General features: G+C 39.4%; 15 protein-coding genes and 1 pseudogene. 14 read left to right on the top strand and 2 right to left on the bottom strand.

Annotated elements, in window-relative coordinates; genetic code table 11:
- Both WBF63_RS01575 and WBF63_RS01570 read left to right on the top strand, forming a co-directional pair.
- Positions 1–113, top strand: a pseudogene (locus tag WBF63_RS01575) (IS982 family transposase); the annotation flags it as partial.
- A gap of 153 nt (positions 114–266) precedes the next feature.
- On the top strand, positions 267–689 hold the full coding sequence (locus tag WBF63_RS01570; protein WP_424367926.1) for a type II 3-dehydroquinate dehydratase: 423 nt from the start codon (positions 267–269) through the stop codon (positions 687–689).
- Here the strand turns inward: WBF63_RS01570 and yihA are convergent.
- The gene (gene yihA, locus WBF63_RS01565) at positions 686–1,291 is read right to left on the bottom strand and encodes a ribosome biogenesis GTP-binding protein YihA/YsxC (RefSeq protein ID WP_424367925.1); all 606 of its coding nucleotides are present in this window, start codon (positions 1,289–1,291) and stop codon (positions 686–688) included. The two genes, WBF63_RS01570 and yihA, sit on opposite strands and share 4 nt — an antisense overlap.
- Complete coding sequence (locus WBF63_RS01560; protein WP_424367924.1) at positions 1,288–2,064, bottom strand: alpha/beta fold hydrolase; 777 nt, start codon at positions 2,062–2,064, stop codon at positions 1,288–1,290. Before WBF63_RS01560 ends, yihA begins: the two co-directional genes overlap by 4 nt.
- A gap of 236 nt (positions 2,065–2,300) precedes the next feature.
- On the opposite strand from WBF63_RS01560, the gene mraZ reads away from it, so the two are divergent.
- The 12 genes from mraZ to ftsA are packed head-to-tail and all read left to right on the top strand — an operon-like array spanning position 2,301 to position 15,711.
- Positions 2,301–2,777: a division/cell wall cluster transcriptional repressor MraZ gene (gene mraZ / locus WBF63_RS01555; RefSeq protein WP_424367923.1), complete on the top strand. Its 477-nt coding sequence runs from the start codon at positions 2,301–2,303 to the stop codon at positions 2,775–2,777.
- Complete coding sequence (rsmH, locus tag WBF63_RS01550) at positions 2,755–3,660, top strand: 16S rRNA (cytosine(1402)-N(4))-methyltransferase RsmH (RefSeq protein ID WP_424367922.1); 906 nt, start codon at positions 2,755–2,757, stop codon at positions 3,658–3,660. Before mraZ ends, rsmH begins: the two co-directional genes overlap by 23 nt.
- Before the next feature lie 5 nt (positions 3,661–3,665).
- Positions 3,666–4,010, top strand: coding sequence for an FtsL-like putative cell division protein (locus WBF63_RS01545; protein WP_424367921.1), 345 nt, complete (start codon positions 3,666–3,668; stop codon positions 4,008–4,010).
- Positions 3,994–5,958: a penicillin-binding protein gene (locus WBF63_RS01540; RefSeq protein ID WP_424367920.1), complete on the top strand. Its 1,965-nt coding sequence runs from the start codon at positions 3,994–3,996 to the stop codon at positions 5,956–5,958. The genes WBF63_RS01545 and WBF63_RS01540 overlap by 17 nt, the downstream gene beginning before the upstream one ends.
- Positions 5,955–7,415: a UDP-N-acetylmuramoyl-L-alanyl-D-glutamate--2,6-diaminopimelate ligase gene (locus WBF63_RS01535; protein ID WP_424367919.1), complete on the top strand. Its 1,461-nt coding sequence runs from the start codon at positions 5,955–5,957 to the stop codon at positions 7,413–7,415. The genes WBF63_RS01540 and WBF63_RS01535 overlap by 4 nt, the downstream gene beginning before the upstream one ends.
- A 3-nt stretch (positions 7,416–7,418) precedes the next feature.
- Positions 7,419–8,645: a phospho-N-acetylmuramoyl-pentapeptide-transferase gene (gene mraY / locus WBF63_RS01530; protein ID WP_424367918.1), complete on the top strand. Its 1,227-nt coding sequence runs from the start codon at positions 7,419–7,421 to the stop codon at positions 8,643–8,645.
- A 1-nt stretch (position 8,646) separates the two neighbouring features.
- Positions 8,647–9,981, top strand: a complete 1,335-nt coding sequence (murD, locus tag WBF63_RS01525; RefSeq protein ID WP_424367917.1) for a UDP-N-acetylmuramoyl-L-alanine--D-glutamate ligase — start codon at positions 8,647–8,649, stop codon at positions 9,979–9,981.
- 1 nt (position 9,982) lies between these two features.
- On the top strand, positions 9,983–11,188 hold the full coding sequence (locus WBF63_RS01520; protein WP_424367916.1) for an FtsW/RodA/SpoVE family cell cycle protein: 1,206 nt from the start codon (positions 9,983–9,985) through the stop codon (positions 11,186–11,188).
- The gene (gene murG, locus WBF63_RS01515; RefSeq protein ID WP_424367915.1) at positions 11,163–12,269 is read left to right on the top strand and encodes an undecaprenyldiphospho-muramoylpentapeptide beta-N-acetylglucosaminyltransferase; all 1,107 of its coding nucleotides are present in this window, start codon (positions 11,163–11,165) and stop codon (positions 12,267–12,269) included. The genes WBF63_RS01520 and murG overlap by 26 nt, the downstream gene beginning before the upstream one ends.
- Entirely contained in the window at positions 12,266–13,606 is a 1,341-nt protein-coding gene (gene murC / locus WBF63_RS01510) for a UDP-N-acetylmuramate--L-alanine ligase (protein ID WP_424367914.1), read from the top strand. The genes murG and murC overlap by 4 nt, the downstream gene beginning before the upstream one ends.
- Entirely contained in the window at positions 13,596–14,336 is a 741-nt protein-coding gene (locus WBF63_RS01505) for a cell division protein FtsQ/DivIB (RefSeq protein ID WP_424367913.1), read from the top strand. The genes murC and WBF63_RS01505 overlap by 11 nt, the downstream gene beginning before the upstream one ends.
- Entirely contained in the window at positions 14,326–15,711 is a 1,386-nt protein-coding gene (gene ftsA / locus WBF63_RS01500; protein ID WP_424367937.1) for a cell division protein FtsA, read from the top strand. The genes WBF63_RS01505 and ftsA overlap by 11 nt, the downstream gene beginning before the upstream one ends.
- The last annotated feature ends 8 nt before the right edge of the window (positions 15,712–15,719 follow it).

Genomic DNA, 15,719 nt, shown 5'->3' with positions numbered 1-15,719 from the left:
AAGGTTTTAAAACACGGATAATAGCAAAGATTACTGCTTTGACTATCGTCCAATTCATAAACAAAGAGTACTTTAATAGAAATATAAATAATTTAAAAATCCAAATTATTTAAAATGCACAACGGGTATAATAAAGGTTTTTAGTTTTGATGTTTTTATACAATTACGGTGCCGTTTTTATTGAGCCGGAATCAAAAAATGCTCAGACATGGGGTTCAAATTCAATTAAATCAGTAATTTTAAACCATGAATTAAGGCTAATTCTCATGTATCAAATCCAAATAATAAACGGGCCTAATCTGAATCTGCTCGGAAAGCGCGAACCTGAAATCTACGGAAATCAAAGTTTTGAAGAATATTTTGAAAAGCTCCGTAAAGAATTTCCAAATGCAGCCCTTCATTATTTTCAGACCAATCATGAGGGGGATATAATTGATAAATTACATCAAATCGGATTTGAATATGATGGAATTGTCTTAAATCCAGGTGCTTACGCGCATTATTCTTATGCAATTGCAGACGCTATAAAAGCTATTGAAGTTTCAGTGGTGGAGGTCCATATTTCCGATATTTATACAAGAGAAGATTTCAGAAAAATTTCAGTAACTGGTGATAATTGTATCAAAATTATTTCAGGAAAAGGACTCGAAGGATATAAAATGGCGATTGAAGAGTTGCTTCGTTTTTAAAATTTTCCTTTTAATTGTTCGTTTAATGAACTGATGTAATTCAGGATTTCCAGACGGCCTATTTTTGCCGAAGCCGAAGTCGTAAAAACTTGAGGCATGGACTCCCAGGTTTTAAGCATTTCTTTTCGATAATTCAATAAAGCTTTTTGCAGGGCTGCGCTACTGATCTTATCGATTTTCGTAAAAACCATTGAAAATGGAATCTGGTTTTCGCCGAGCCATTGCATGAATTCAAGGTCAATTTTCTGAGGCGGGATTCTACAGTCAATCAAAACAAAAGTATTAACAAGATTTGGTCGCTGTTTGAGATAATTTGTAATCATTTTTTCAAATTCTCCTCTTTTTGATTTGGAAACCCTTGCATAACCATAGCCCGGAAGGTCGGTGAGGTACCAGCTTTCTTCCATTAGAAAAACATTAAGCAATTGGGTTTTTCCCGGAGTTCCAGAAGTTTTAGCCAAATCTTTCCGGTCGGCCAACATATTTATAAGAGATGATTTTCCAACGTTTGAACGACCGATGAAAGCGTATTCTGGTCTGTCGGGTTCCGGGCAATCAGACCATTTAGGAGCGCTTTTAACAAATTCAGGTTTTAAGTTCATTGGACAGGTGCAAATTGATTTTGTACCAACCATTCTTCCAAAAGGCTGTTGAAAAGTTCGGGATGTTCCATCATTGGTGCATGTCCGCATTTGTCAATCCAATAAAGGGTTGAGTTTGGTAATCCTTCATTGAATTCCACTGCTACTTCAGGAGGTGTAACATTGTCTTGCATTCCCCAAATTAAACAAACCGGTGTCTGAATTTCCTTCAGATCATTTTTCATATTGTGTTTAATTGCGCTTCGGGCAATGTATAATGTTTTAATGGCTTTTTTCCGGTCATTTACAGTTTCAAAAACATCATCCACGATTTCTTTTGTAGCAACTGCTGGGTCATAAAATACTTCCTGTGTCTTTTTTAAGACATAATCATAGCTTCCCCTTTTTGGAAAAGTTTCCCCAAAAGACTTTTCGTAAAGTCCCGAACTTCCTGTAAGAACCAAAGCTTTTACAAGTTCCGGATGTTTATGCGTAGCCACAAGTCCCAAATGTCCGCCAAGTGAATTCCCAACTAAAATTGCGGGTTCCTGAACGATGTCTTTCAAAAATCGCGCAACAAATTTGGCTATACTTGAAACATTTGTATTGAGCAACGGATAGCTGTAAATCGGTAATTCAGGTGCGTAAACCTTATACCCTTTCCCTGAAAAATATTGCATGAGCGAGCCGAAATTACTTAACTCACCCATTAACCCATGAAGCAGTACAATCGGTATTCCGTCGCCTTCTTCTATATAGGAAAATTTTTTTGACTTCTTAAGTTTTAAAAGCATTCAACTTTTGTGTTTGAAACAAAAATAAGGAATTCTGTATAATTTTCTTAAAAAATAATTAAAAGCAAATTTAAATCAATTCCTTTTCAATACTAATCCTTTGAGTTTCTTCTGAATAAAGATTTTCAGGAATATAAAAGATTTTCAAAAGGAGGAAGTGGTAAAAGTTTTCAACAAAGTGGTATTTTGTGGTAAAAAATGGTAAAAAGTTTTATACTTTTGATAAAAATTTCCATTTGAAACCATTAATAGGGACACATGAGTGCAAAGTTGACGCAAAAGGGCGTCTTCCATTACCTGCCGCTTTGAAGAAGCAATTGGCTGGTGTAATGGAGGATGGCTTTGTGCTAAAACGCTCCGTGTTTCAGAAATGTTTGGAACTGCATCCCATGAGTGAATGGAACAAAGTCATGGACGATGTAAATAAACTGAACCGTTTCGTGAAAAAGAACAATGACTTCGTCCGACTTTTTACAGCCGGACTGAAGGTGGTGGAAGTAGATGGGAACGGTCGTATTCAGATTGCAAGAGATTTGATTGCCTATGCCGGGATCGATAAAGAAGTGGTTTTGTCGCCCAACTCCATGATTCTGGAAATTTGGGATAAGGACTCTTATGAGAGTGTGGTGGATATTGCAGAACTTGATTTTGCTGCTTTGGCCGAAGATGTAATGGGAAATGTAAAGAGTAATGAAGACGATGGAGTATCATAATCCGGTTTTATTAAAAGAAAGCGTTGATGCTTTGGTGGTGAATCCTGATGGGATTTATGTGGATTGCACATTTGGTGGTGGAGGTCATTCACGTGAAATCCTCAGTCGCTTGAGTGAAAAGGGTAGATTGATTTCATTTGATCAGGATGAAGATGCGAAAGGTAATATCATCGCTGATGATCGTTTTCAATTGGTGATGCAAAACTTCCGCTTTCTGAAAAATAATTTGCGTTATCTGGGGATTAAAAATGTTTCGGGTGTTTTGGCCGATTTAGGTGTTTCTTCCCATCAGTTCGACACTCCCGAACGTGGGTTTTCAATCCGTTTTGATGGGGATTTGGATATGCGTATGAACCAAAGTCAGAAAATAACTGCAGCTAAAATTCTGAATGAATATGAAGAATCTGCTCTTGCAGATGTTTTTTATAATTATGGTGAATTGAGAACTTCGAGAAGGATGGCGCGTGAAGTAGTTTCAGAAAGAAAAAAACAGCCTTTTAAAACCACCGAACAGTTAAAACAATTGTTCAGTTACATTCCAAAAAACAAAGAAAATAAATTTTTAGCACAGGTTTTTCAAGCACTTCGAATTGAAGTTAATGATGAAATGGCTGCGCTTCGTGAATTATTGATGCAGTGCGGAGAAATAATTGAGCCGGGTGGAAAAATGGTAATGATTTCTTATCACTCGCTGGAAGACCGATTGGTAAAGCGTTATATGAAAATGGGAATGTTTGAAGGTGAACCGGAAAGAGATGTATTCGGAAACTGGGATGCTCCTTTTTCACCGGTTCAATCAAAAGTAATTGTCCCAAGTGAAGAGGAAATAGAAAAAAATCCAAGAGCCAGAAGTGCTAAAATGCGTGTGGCAATAAAGAATTAAATAAAATGGCAAAAAATAAAAAAAGTAACATCAATATTAAGGATATCCTGAAAGGGAAATTCCTTGTGGATGATGGTTCTATGCAGAATTGGCGTTTCGTGATGTACCTGGTTTTTTTGGCATTTATAAGCATTTCCAGTTCGCATTGGGTTGATAAAAAAGTAGTAAAAATAAATAAACTCGACGAAGAAGTTTCCAATCTCAAAGCACAGTACACAGATGCACATCGCCTGCTGATGCAGATGCAGCTTGAGCCGGAAATTATCAAACAGTCCGAATTAATCGGAATAAAATTAACAGATGAACAACCATTTGTATTAATCCAAAAAGTCTATGATCAGGAACCGTAAACATTTATTGATTAGGGGATATGCAGTAGGTTTAGGGCTGCTTCTGATTGCCATTGGGGTTTTATACTCGATGGTTAAAATTCAGGTGTCTGAAGGACAGCAGTTGGATGATTTCGCACAAAGAAATTTTAATCTTGTCGAAGAACCGGCTGAAAGAGGGAATTTATATGCTTCCGAAGGTGATTTACTGGCTACAACCGTGACCGTTCATGATATTTTCCTAGACCTTGTCGTAATCAAAGATGACTTGTTTAATGCAGAAGTAGGTGCTTTGTCCGATTCTTTGTCCAAAATGTTTGAAAAACCAGCTTCCTATTTTGAGAACAAATTAAGAACGGAAAAAAATAAGAAAAACCGCTACATGACCCTGATTAAAGGATTGGATTATCAGGATTATATGCGCATCAAATCCTTCCCGATTTTCCGCGAAGGCCAAAACAAAGGCGGATTTATCCACGACACACGTCCGAAACGCGAACTTGTTTTGTCAGATGTTGGGGCAAGAACCATCGGATATGATGACCATCGCGGTAAAGTAGGGCTTGAAGGGGCTTATTCAAATTATCTTTCGGGAACTATGGGTAAACGCTGGGTTCAGTTTATGGGGCGCGGTCAGTGGAAACCCTTTAAATCCTGGGAACAAGAACCTGTGAACGGTTCAAATGTTTATACTACTATTGATGCCGGCATGCAGATTGCTGCGTATAGTGCTTTGCAAGAACAATTGATAAAATATAATGCCGAACACGGATGTGTGGCGGTAATGGAAGTTGAAACAGGAAAAATCCGAGCGATTGTAAACTTGAAGAAAGTTGCCGACAGCGTTTATTCAGATGTGTTGAATTATGTAGTAGGCGAAGGCGCCGAACCTGGCTCTACCTTTAAAACGGTTTCGATTCTTGCCGGACTTGAAAATGAAAAATTCACACCCGAAACCACTGTTCAGACTGGTAATGGTGCCTATCGACTTTATAACCGAACGATTCGTGATTCTCGCGGATATGGAACGATTGATGTCGGAACGGTTTTGATCAAATCCTCAAACATCGGAACCGCAAAACTGATTAATGCCGGATACGGAAGCGATCCGCAGGAATATTTTGATCAACTTGATAAATGGCATCTGACGAAACCACTTGGAATTGACATTCAGGGAGAAGCTGCACCTCAATTCCACAGACCGACGGATTCCAATTGGAGCAATGTTACTTTGCCGGTTATGTCTTATGGTTACGGTTTCAAAATGACGCCTTTGCAGATTTTGACTTTTTATAATGGAATTGCAAACGGCGGAAAATTGTTAAAGCCTTTGTTCATCGATAAAATCGAAGAAAACAATGGAAAAGTAATCGAATACAAACCAGAAGTTTTAGTTGAGCAAATGTCTTCTCCGGAAAACATAAAAGCCGTAACCGAAATGCTGAAACTGGCAGTTTCAGACGGAACGGCCCGAAATATTTTTACAGAACACTATGAAATTGCCGGAAAAACCGGAACAGCTCGTGTGGAATATTGGCTAAAAGATCAGCCTATGCAGTATCGAGCTTCCTTCGCCGGATTTTTCCCGGCCGATAATCCGAAATATACTTGTGTGGTAATCATTCATAAACCGGACAGAAGCAAAGGATATTATGGTGGGGGTGTTACAGCGCCGGTTTTCAAAAAAATTGCTGACTGGGTTTATTCGCGAACACCGCGCCAAATGCCGGAATTGCCCAAATTGGTCAACATAAATAAGACTTTTTCAACTCCCGAATTTAAAGTGGATTATGAAAATCCAAAAATCCCAAATGTTATCGGGAAGAGTGGGGTAAGTGTAATTCCTGCACTTGAAAATTTAGGGCTTGATGTACGATATACCGGCATCGGGAAGGTAGTAAATCAGTCGATTCCTGCAGGAACGACAATCAAAAGAGGAGAAACAATTTATTTGGTTTTGGAAGGATGATTTTAAAAGAATTGCTACATAACGTCAAAATACAGGAAACCATCGGTTCAATCGATCGGGAGATTTCTTCAGTGGAATTTGATTCGCGAAAAATCGGTTCGGATTCATTGTTTGTGGCGCAAAGCGGAACGCAGGTGGACGGTCATGATTTTATTGAGAAGTCAGTTCAGGCAGGTTCTGTGGCAGTTGTTTGTGAAAGAAAACCTGAGAATTTAGATTCAAATACAACCTATATTATTGTTGAGAATTCTTCTGTTGCTTTAGGATTTATTGCTTCGAATTTATACGGAAATCCGACCGAGAAATTAAAATTAATCGGAATTACAGGTACCAACGGAAAAACCACAACGGCTACTTTGACTTATAATTTGTTGGAATCTTTGGGTTATGCAACGATTCTGGTTTCCACAATTCGCATTTTGATTCACGGGAAAGAATATGAATCTTCCCATACCACGCCTGATATTCTCACGCTGAATAAAATTTTCAGCGAAGCTGTAGAAGCCGGTTGTGAATATGCAGTGATGGAAGTAAGTTCGCATGGAATTCATCAAAACCGCATCGCCGGATTAAAATTTGAAATCGGTGTATTCAGCAATATTTCGCATGATCATTTGGATTACCACAAAACTTTTGCAGAATACATCAAGGCGAAAAAGAAGTTTTTTGACGAACTTCCAAAAACCGCCAAAGCGCTGACCAATATTGACGATAAAAACGGAATTGTCATGTTGCAGAATTCTCCTGCCAAAAGATATTCCTACGCACTCAAAACCGATGCGGATTTTAAAGCAAAAATTCTGGAAAATCAATTCAGCGGAATGCTTTTGATGCTGGACGGAAAAGAATTCTGGACGCCTTTGATCGGTTTGTTCAACGCCTATAATTTGCTGGCCGTTTATTCGATTGCAAAATTATTGGGATTTGAACAGGAAGAAATCATGACGCATTTGAGTAGTCTGAAAAATGTGGATGGACGCTTTCAATCTTTTATTTCCAAAGGAGGAATCATCGCCATCATCGATTATGCTCACACGCCAGATGCGCTGGAAAATGTTTTGAACACGATTCAGAACATCCGAACCCGAAATGAAAAACTTATAACCGTAGTGGGTTGTGGAGGTGATCGCGACAGAACCAAAAGACCCGAAATGGCCCGAATTGCTTCTCAACAATCAGAAATTGCAATTTTCACTTCGGATAATCCGCGAAGCGAAGATCCCGAACTGATTCTGGAAGAAATGGAAGCCGGCGTGGAACCACAGAATTATAAAAAAACACTGAAAATAACCGATCGCAAGGATGCGATCAAAACTGCCCTGAAAATGGCAGAAAAAAACGACATCATCTTGATTGCCGGAAAAGGTCACGAAACCTATCAGGAAATCAAAGGAGTGAAACACCATTTTGATGATTTGGAAATTACGATTGAATTAAGCAATCAACTCAATAAATAATTTATGCTGTACTATTTATTTGAATTTTTGGACAAACAATTTAACATTCCAGGACTTGGGATGTTTCAATACACCTCATTTCGTGCCGGGATGGCTGTTCTGACCGCTTTGTTGATTGCATTGTTTTTCGGAAAGAAAATTATCAATTATCTGCGTCGTGAACAATTAGGAGAAACCGTTCGGGATCTTGGTTTGGATGGTCAGAAAGAAAAAACCGGAACGCCTACGATGGGCGGAATTATCATCATTCTGGCTACCGTAATTCCGACTTTGTTGTTTGCAAGGCTGGAAAATATTTACATCATCATTCTCTTGGTTTCTACTTTATGGCTCGGTGTAATCGGGTTTTTGGATGATTATATCAAAGTTTTCAGAAAAAACAAAAAAGGACTTGCCGGAAAATTCAAAGTTTTGGGTCAGGTTGGACTGGGATTATTCGTAGGGACAATGATCTATTTTAGTCCAGATGTCACGGTTAAACATCAGGTTCCCACTGAACAGGGACAAGTAGTGGGTGCATCTGTGGTGAAATTCGCAGACGAAGAAAAAAGTCTGGATACTACTGTTCCTTTTTTCAAAAACAATGAATTTAATTATGGCGAATTACTTTTCTGGATGGATAATTCCGGAAAAATCAAATACGAATGGATTGTTTTTCTGATTGCGGTAATTTTTATCATTACGGCAGTTTCAAACGGAGCCAATTTAACCGATGGAATCGACGGGCTTGCGGCAGGTTCTTCAGTCATAATTGTGGCTGCTCTGGCGCTTTTTGCCTTCGTTTCGGGTAATATCATTTTTGCTGACTATCTGAACATCGTATTTATTCCGAGAACTGAAGAAGTAGTAATTTTCTGTACAGCTTTCATCGGTGGATTAATAGGTTTCCTTTGGTACAATACCTATCCGGCACAGGTTTTTATGGGCGATACGGGAAGTTTGACCATCGGCGGACTGATTGCAGTAATCGCTATCATCGTAAGAAAAGAACTGATGCTTCCGGTTTTATGCGGAATCTTTTTCGCAGAAAGTCTTTCGGTAATGTTGCAGGTTAGTTATTTCAAATACACCAAACGAAAGTTTGGCGAAGGACGCAGAATTTTCCTGATGTCGCCTTTGCATCATCATTACCAAAAAGAAGGATACCACGAAAGCAAAATTGTGAACCGTATGTTGATTATTGGATTTATTCTCGCAGTTGCAACCATCATAACCCTTAAAATGAGATAATATGCAGGAGAATCTGGTCATATTGGGTGGTGGCGAAAGCGGTGTTGGAGCAGCATTGCTTGGAAAGAAACAAGGTTTTCGCGTGTTTCTTTCAGACAAAGGAGAATTGAAAGCTGAATACCGTGAGAAATTATCGGATAACGGAATTGAATTCGAAGAAGAAAAACATTCCGAATCCAAAATCCTGAATGCTGATATTGTTGTGAAAAGTCCGGGAATTCCGGGCAAAGCCGAAATAATTCTGAAACTGAAAGAAAAACATATTCCGATTGTATCCGAAATCGAGTTCGCTTCGCGCTATACAAACGCAAAAATCATTGCGATCACGGGAAGTAACGGAAAGACCACCACAACTTCACTGATTCATCATATCCTGACCCAAGCCGGATTAAATGTTGGATTGGGAGGGAACATCGGAAAGAGTTTTGCCGAATTAGTGGTAAATGATACTTATGATTATTATGTATTGGAAATCAGTAGTTTTCAATTAGATGACGTGGTTTCTTTTAAACCTTACATCGCAATTTTGTTGAACATCACGCCCGATCATTTGGATCAGTATGATTATAAATTAGAACTATATGCTCGTTCAAAATTTAAAATAACCGAAAATCAGTCCCATGAAGATTATTTCGTATACAATTTTGACGACAGCAACATACTTGAATTAATTAAAGATATAAATACAAAAGCACAAAAAGTACCTTATTCTATGAGCACGAAATTAAATGACGGGACCTATGAAGAAGATGAAAATGTAATCCTGAATTTTCCCGATCGTTTTGAGTTACCCGTTTCTCAGTTTGCACTGAGAGGAAAACACAATGTTTCCAATACGATGGCAGCAGCAACCGCGGCCAATATTCTGAAAATCAGAAAGGAAACGATTAAAAGAAGTCTGTATGATTTCAAAGCGGTTGAACACAGACTGGAATCAATTCTGAAAATTGGTGGGATTGAATTCATCAATGATTCCAAAGCGACCAATGTAAATGCAACCTATTATGCATTGGAAAGTATGAATATGCCAACGGTTTGGATCGTGGGCGGAACCGATAAAGGAAACGATTATTCCGAATTAATTCCTTTGGTTAAAAAGAAAGTAAAAGCCATCGTTTGTCTGGGGCTGGACAATTCCAAAATCCTTGCAGCATTTGACGGTTTGGTGGATAATATTGTGGAAACGAATTCCATGCAGGATGCGGTTCGCACGGCATATATGTTCGGAAGAAAAGGAGATGCCGTTTTGCTTTCTCCGGCTTGTGCAAGTTTTGATTTGTTCAAAAATTATGAAGACCGTGGCAATCAGTTTAAACAGGAAGTAAAAAGTCTTTGAGATGAAGGGTTTGGGATTTTTAAAGAATTACATAAAAGGAGATAAATACCTGTGGGCATTTATTGTCATATTGGCGATTTTTTCCTTTCTTCCGGTATATTCGGCAAGTTCCAACCTCGTTTATACAGTAGGTTCAGGATCGGTTTTTTCCCACATGGGAAAACATGCGGCTTTTTTGGTTATCGGTCTGATTATCATCGTGACGCTTCAGCGGGTGGATTATAAATATTTCGGGGGACTTGCCTTGCTCGGACTTCCGATTATCTTCATTTTGCTCGTTGTAACGCTTGTTCAGGGAACAACAATTGAAGGTGCTAATGCAGCACGATGGTTAAAACTGCCGGGAACTTCCATTACCATTCAGACATCGACCTTTGCGTCCATGGTTTTATTGGTTTACATTGCCCGTTACCTGACCAAAATTCGTGACAAACAAGTGACTTTTGCGCAATCCTTTTTCCCATTGTTTTTCCCCATGTTTGTTGTAATCGGATTAATTTTTCCGGCGAATGGTTCTACTGCTGTTATCCTTTTTGCCATGTGCATGGTGTTATTGTTTATCGGTGGTTTTCCATGGAAAATTCTGGCCGGGATCTTCGGATTTGGGGTTATCGCCGGCGGACTTTTCATTTTTCTCGCACTGAACTATGGCGACTTAATCCCGAATTCACGTGTGCATACTTGGAAATCCAGAATTGAAAATTTCTCAAAAGATGATGGGATAGAATCTTATCAGGTTCACCACGCAAAAGCGGCGATTAACAGAGGAGGCATCAGTGGAGTAGGGCCTGGAAAGAGCGTTTTTAAACAAACGCTTCCGCAATCATCTTCGGATTTTATTTTTGCAATTATAGTGGAAGAATACGGCATCATTGGTTCAGCCGGATTGATCTTTATTTTCCTGCTCATTTTGTTCAGGATTATGATTGTGGCAACCAAAATCCATACGTTTTTCGGCACCTTATTGGTTTTTGCCGTTGGCGTTCCGGTCATTTTTCAAGCTATGGTTAATATGGGTGTGGCTGTAAACCTCTTTCCGGTTACAGGACAGCCATTGCCGATGATCAGTTATGGAGGAACTTCCCTTTGGGTAACCTGTATTGCCTTTGGGATTATTTTGAGTGTGAGCAGGGCCATCAAAACGCCTGAAGAAATACAATTAGAAGAAAAAAGAAACACAGATGCAGTCATCCAGGACATCGCCTAAAATCATCATCAGCGGTGGAGGCACAGGGGGTCATATTTATCCGGCAATAGCCATTGCGGATGAAATTAAAAGCCGCTTGCCCGAAGCTCAGATTTTATTTGTGGGCGCATTGGGTAAAATGGAAATGGAAAAAGTTCCCAAAGCGGGATACCAGATAAAAGGTCTTCCCATTGCCGGAATTAACCGTGGGAATTTATTGTCCAATTTGTCCTTTCCCCTGAAACTGCAGAAAAGTTTAAAATTAGCCAAAAAAATACTGAAAGAATTCAAACCCGATATTGCCATTGGTACGGGTGGATATGCTAGTGGGCCGCTGTTGTGGCAGGCATCCCGTCAGGGAATTCCGGTCGTGATTCAGGAACAGAATTCTTTTCCGGGAATTACCAATAAATTATTGAAAAACCGTGCAGCAGCCATTTGTGTGGCTTACGAAGGAATTTCACAGTTTCCGGCTGCCAAAACGCATCATACCGGAAATCCAATCCGGTCTGAAATATTTGAGAATTTAACAAACCATGAAGTTGCATTGAATTCTTATGGACTTGATCCGACCAAAAAAACAATCCTTTCTATCGGTGGAAGTCAAGGTTCCAGAACGTTGAACAATGCCTGGAAAGCCGATTTGGAAAAAATTCAGCAAGCAGATGTTCAGCTTATCTGGCAAACGGGCAAACTGGATTATGAAAAAATAAAGTCTGAAGTGGCAACAGATCTGAAAGGAATTTATATTACGGAATTCATCTACGACATGAAAACGGCTTTTTCTGCCGCCGACCTGATTGTTTCCCGAGCCGGAGCCATGGCTATTTCAGAACTTTCATTGGTAGGAAAGCCTTTGATTTTGGTGCCTTTTCCTTTTGCGGCAGAAGACCATCAGACCAAAAACGCACAGGCGCTGGTGGACAATGATGCTGCTCTTATGCTGACCGATTCTCAGGCAGCTGCGGCTCTTGTTGATTCAGCAGTGGAATTGATTCAGGATGAAGAAAGACAAAATAAACTTTCCGAAAACCTGAAAAGAATGGGGAAACCCAATGCTACGAAGGAGATTGTAGATATTTTATTAAGCAAAATCAAATGAATATTTTAGGCAGAAAATATTATTATTTCATCGGGGCTGGAGGAATCGGGATGAGCGCGCTTGCCCGCTATTTCAAATCGCTGGAGAAAATTGTAATCGGATACGACAAAACCCCAACCGACTTGACGAGGGAACTGGAAAGGGAAGGAATTGATCTTCATTTTGAAGACCATCTTGATAAAATTGCGCCTTACCTGACACCGGAAAATACGCTGGTAATTTACACGCCGGCGGTTCCGAAAGAATTAAGAGAGTACCAATATTTTCTTCAGAACGGATTTGATATTCTCAAACGCTCCGAAGTTTTGGGCGAAATTACCGATGCTACTTTTGGGATTGCTGTAGCCGGAACCCACGGGAAAACTACGACTTCTTCCATTTTGGGGCATATCTTACATCAGTCAGGTTTGGAGAGTTCGGCTTTTTTAGGTGGAGTTTTGGAAGAGTATGATTCGAATTTTTTAACTAAAGGATATAGAATTACGGTTTCGGAAGCAGATGAATTTGACCGTTCATTTCTGCGTCTTTCTCCGAAAGTCGGAATTATAACTTCCATGGATGCCGATCATTTGGATATTTACGGAAACAAAGAAGAATTTGAAGAAGCTTTTATTGCTTTCAGTAAAAAGATTTCGGAAAAAACCTTTGTAAGAAAAGGTTTGCCAATTCCGGATGCTATCACATACGGCGTGGAATCAGGAGCGGATTTTGATGCGGTAAACATCAGAATTGAAGACGGTGTTTATTATTTTGATCTAGAGACACCCGACGAACTAATTCAAAATTTCATTCTGAAATTGCCCGGGAAGCACAATGTGGAAAATGCTGTTGCGGCTGTTTCAGTTGCGCTTTATCTGAAAATTCCGGCACATAAAATCAAACATGCGCTGGAGAATTTCAAAGGAATTAAAAGAAGATTTAACCGTTGGGATTTTGACGGAAAAGTTTATATAGATGATTACGCCCATCATCCGACCGAACTGAATGCGGTAATGGGTGCCATCAAGGAAATGTTTCCCGATAAAAAGATTTTGGGTGTTTTTCAGCCTCATCTTTTTTCAAGAACCCGGGATTTTATGGATGGATTTGCGGAAAGCTTAGCGGGGTTTGATGAATTGATTTTGCTGGACATTTATCCGGCTCGCGAACTCCCGATTGATGGTATTACTTCAGAAGCTTTGTTGGAAAAAATCAATCTGGACAAGAAGGAAGTCAGTTCACTTCAAAATGCGCTGAGTCGTATTCAGTCAAAGGATTTTGATGTGCTTGTAACGGTTGGGGCCGGCAATATTGACACATTGGTTAAACCTATAAAATCTTGGCTCGATGAAGATTAAATGGAGATTGCTGAAAACCGCCCTCGGAATTTTACTGCTTGCCTTTCTAGTCAGTTTTTCGGCCAAAAGACATGCCTGTAAACCTGTTTCGGATATCAAAATAAAAGTCGATCATGAGTCGGGAAAATATTTTGTAAATGACAGTTTGGTTAGAAAAGTCATAGATGGAAAACAAATTCGCATCAGTTCTCAAGCATTGGGGAATATTGATGTTGCCAAAGTAGAAGAAGTTCTGGACAGAAATTCTTTTGTGAGCAAGTCTCAGGTTTTTCGTGATGTGGATGGAATAATGAGAATTCAGATTAGTCAGGAAACACCTGTAGCCCGTGTCAATACTGGGATTGCTGAGTTTTATCTGTCAGAGAAACTGACTGAAATACCATTGTCAAATTTATATGCTGCCGAAGTTTTATTGGTAGGAGGGAGTATTGAAGAATCCGATTATGAAGGATTGAAGGAGCTTTCATCGTTTATATCGGCTGATAAGTTGTTGAAAAAACACATTATTGCTGTTAAAAAAGAAGAGCCAAATTCATTTATTTTGTTGGTTAACAAAGGAGATTACGTCATTGAGTTTGGTGAATTAAAAAATATCGAATCAAAATTCGAAAAACTTAAATTATTTTATGATGAATACCTCGGAAAAGTGGGGTTGAATTATTATAAAAGAATTAACCTGAGATTTAATAACCAAATTGTTGCAACCAAAAGAATTAATGATGAAAAATAAAGGAATAGCTGTAGGCCTGGACATAGGAACAACGAAAATCGTAGCGATGGTCGGCCGTAGAAACGAGCACGGGAAAATTGAAATATTAGGCGTTGGTCAGGCCAAAAGTCTGGGTGTCCATCGTGGCGTAGTTAACAACATTACGCAAACAGTCAATTCCATAAAAGACGCCATTGGGCAGGCAGAAGCTACTTCCGGAATTAAAATTACCGACGTTACCGTAGGGATTGCCGGACAGCACATCCGCTCGCTTCAGCACAGTGATTACATCACACGACCTAATTATGAAGATGTAATTGACGAAAACGATTTAAAAAAGCTGGTAAATCAGGTGTATAAACTCGTCATGTTACCGGGAGAAGAAATTATTCATGTGCTTCCACAGGAATTCAAAGTGGATAGCGAAGGCGAAATTACTGAGCCAATGGGTATGTACGGAAGCCGACTGGAAGCTAATTTCCACGTAGTGGTAGGGCAAGTTACTTCCATCAAAAATATTGCACGATGTGTAAAAAATGCCGGACTGAATCTCGCCGGAATTACACTTGAGCCAATTGCTTCGTCTGATGCGGCATTGAGCAAAGAAGAAAAAGAAGCCGGGGTGGCTCTGATAGATATAGGAGGCGGAACCACTGATATTGCAATTTTCAAAGACAATATGATTCGTCATACTTCTGTGATTCCTTTTGGAGGAAATGTTATCACAGAGGACATTAAAGTCGGCTGTTCCATCATTGAAAGACAAGCCGAATTATTGAAGGAAAAATTCGGATCTGCCTGGCCGGGAGAAAACAAAGAATCTGAAATCGTTTCCATCCCAGGATTGAGAGGTCGCGACCCCAAGGAAATTTCCCTGAAAAGATTATCTCAGATCATTCACGCAAGGGTTCAGGAAATTCTTGAGCAAAGCTATTTGGAGTTGAAACATTACGGATGTGATGATCAAAAGAAAAAACTGATTGCCGGAATCGTCATGACCGGTGGTGGATCCAAATTGAAACACATTCGTCAGTTGACCGAATATTTAACCGGAATGGATGTTAGAATCGGATTTTCAAATGAACACATTGTAGGCGATATGGTTGAAGAACTTTCTGGGCCTGAATATGCTACTTCGGTTGGATTGTTGATGAAAGGTTTGGAGAAAATGGAAGAAAATCAAGAGGAGATTTATGAAGAAGAAGTTTTAAATGTGATGAATGAAGCTTCAAATGCAGAAGTTGAATCAGCAGAGGTAGTAGATGTGTTTTTGGATGATGCCAAACCAAAACAATCCAAAAAGCAAGTTGTGAAAAAAGCAAGACAGCCAAAAAGTCCTTCTATTTTCACGAAATGGACGGATAAGTTTATCCAGATGATTAATGAAACCGAATAACTATATAG

The sequence above is a fragment of the Moheibacter sp. genome (assembly GCF_049672845.1).
GTDB lineage: Bacteria > Bacteroidota > Bacteroidia > Flavobacteriales > Weeksellaceae > Moheibacter.
This window is presented reverse-complemented; position numbering and strand designations above follow the sequence as displayed.

Excerpts from the sequence above, each read along its gene's own strand:
- WBF63_RS01560 (WP_424367924.1), bottom strand. The coding sequence starts at position 2,064 with ATGCTTTTAAAACTTAAGAAGTCAAAAAAATTTTCCTATATAGAAGAA.
- murG (WP_424367915.1), top strand. The coding sequence starts at position 11,163 with ATGCAGTCATCCAGGACATCGCCTAAAATCATCATCAGCGGTGGAGGC.
- WBF63_RS01570 (WP_424367926.1), top strand. The coding sequence starts at position 267 with ATGTATCAAATCCAAATAATAAACGGGCCTAATCTGAATCTGCTCGGA.
- rsmH (WP_424367922.1), top strand. The coding sequence starts at position 2,755 with ATGAAGACGATGGAGTATCATAATCCGGTTTTATTAAAAGAAAGCGTT.
- WBF63_RS01540 (WP_424367920.1), top strand. The coding sequence starts at position 3,994 with ATGATCAGGAACCGTAAACATTTATTGATTAGGGGATATGCAGTAGGT.
- WBF63_RS01505 (WP_424367913.1), top strand. The coding sequence starts at position 13,596 with ATGAAGATTAAATGGAGATTGCTGAAAACCGCCCTCGGAATTTTACTG.
- WBF63_RS01520 (WP_424367916.1), top strand. The coding sequence starts at position 9,983 with ATGAAGGGTTTGGGATTTTTAAAGAATTACATAAAAGGAGATAAATAC.
- murD (WP_424367917.1), top strand. The coding sequence starts at position 8,647 with ATGCAGGAGAATCTGGTCATATTGGGTGGTGGCGAAAGCGGTGTTGGA.
- mraY (WP_424367918.1), top strand. The coding sequence starts at position 7,419 with ATGCTGTACTATTTATTTGAATTTTTGGACAAACAATTTAACATTCCA.
- murC (WP_424367914.1), top strand. The coding sequence starts at position 12,266 with ATGAATATTTTAGGCAGAAAATATTATTATTTCATCGGGGCTGGAGGA.
- WBF63_RS01535 (WP_424367919.1), top strand. The coding sequence starts at position 5,955 with ATGATTTTAAAAGAATTGCTACATAACGTCAAAATACAGGAAACCATC.
- ftsA (WP_424367937.1), top strand. The coding sequence starts at position 14,326 with ATGAAAAATAAAGGAATAGCTGTAGGCCTGGACATAGGAACAACGAAA.
- WBF63_RS01545 (WP_424367921.1), top strand. The coding sequence starts at position 3,666 with ATGGCAAAAAATAAAAAAAGTAACATCAATATTAAGGATATCCTGAAA.
- yihA (WP_424367925.1), bottom strand. The coding sequence starts at position 1,291 with ATGAACTTAAAACCTGAATTTGTTAAAAGCGCTCCTAAATGGTCTGAT.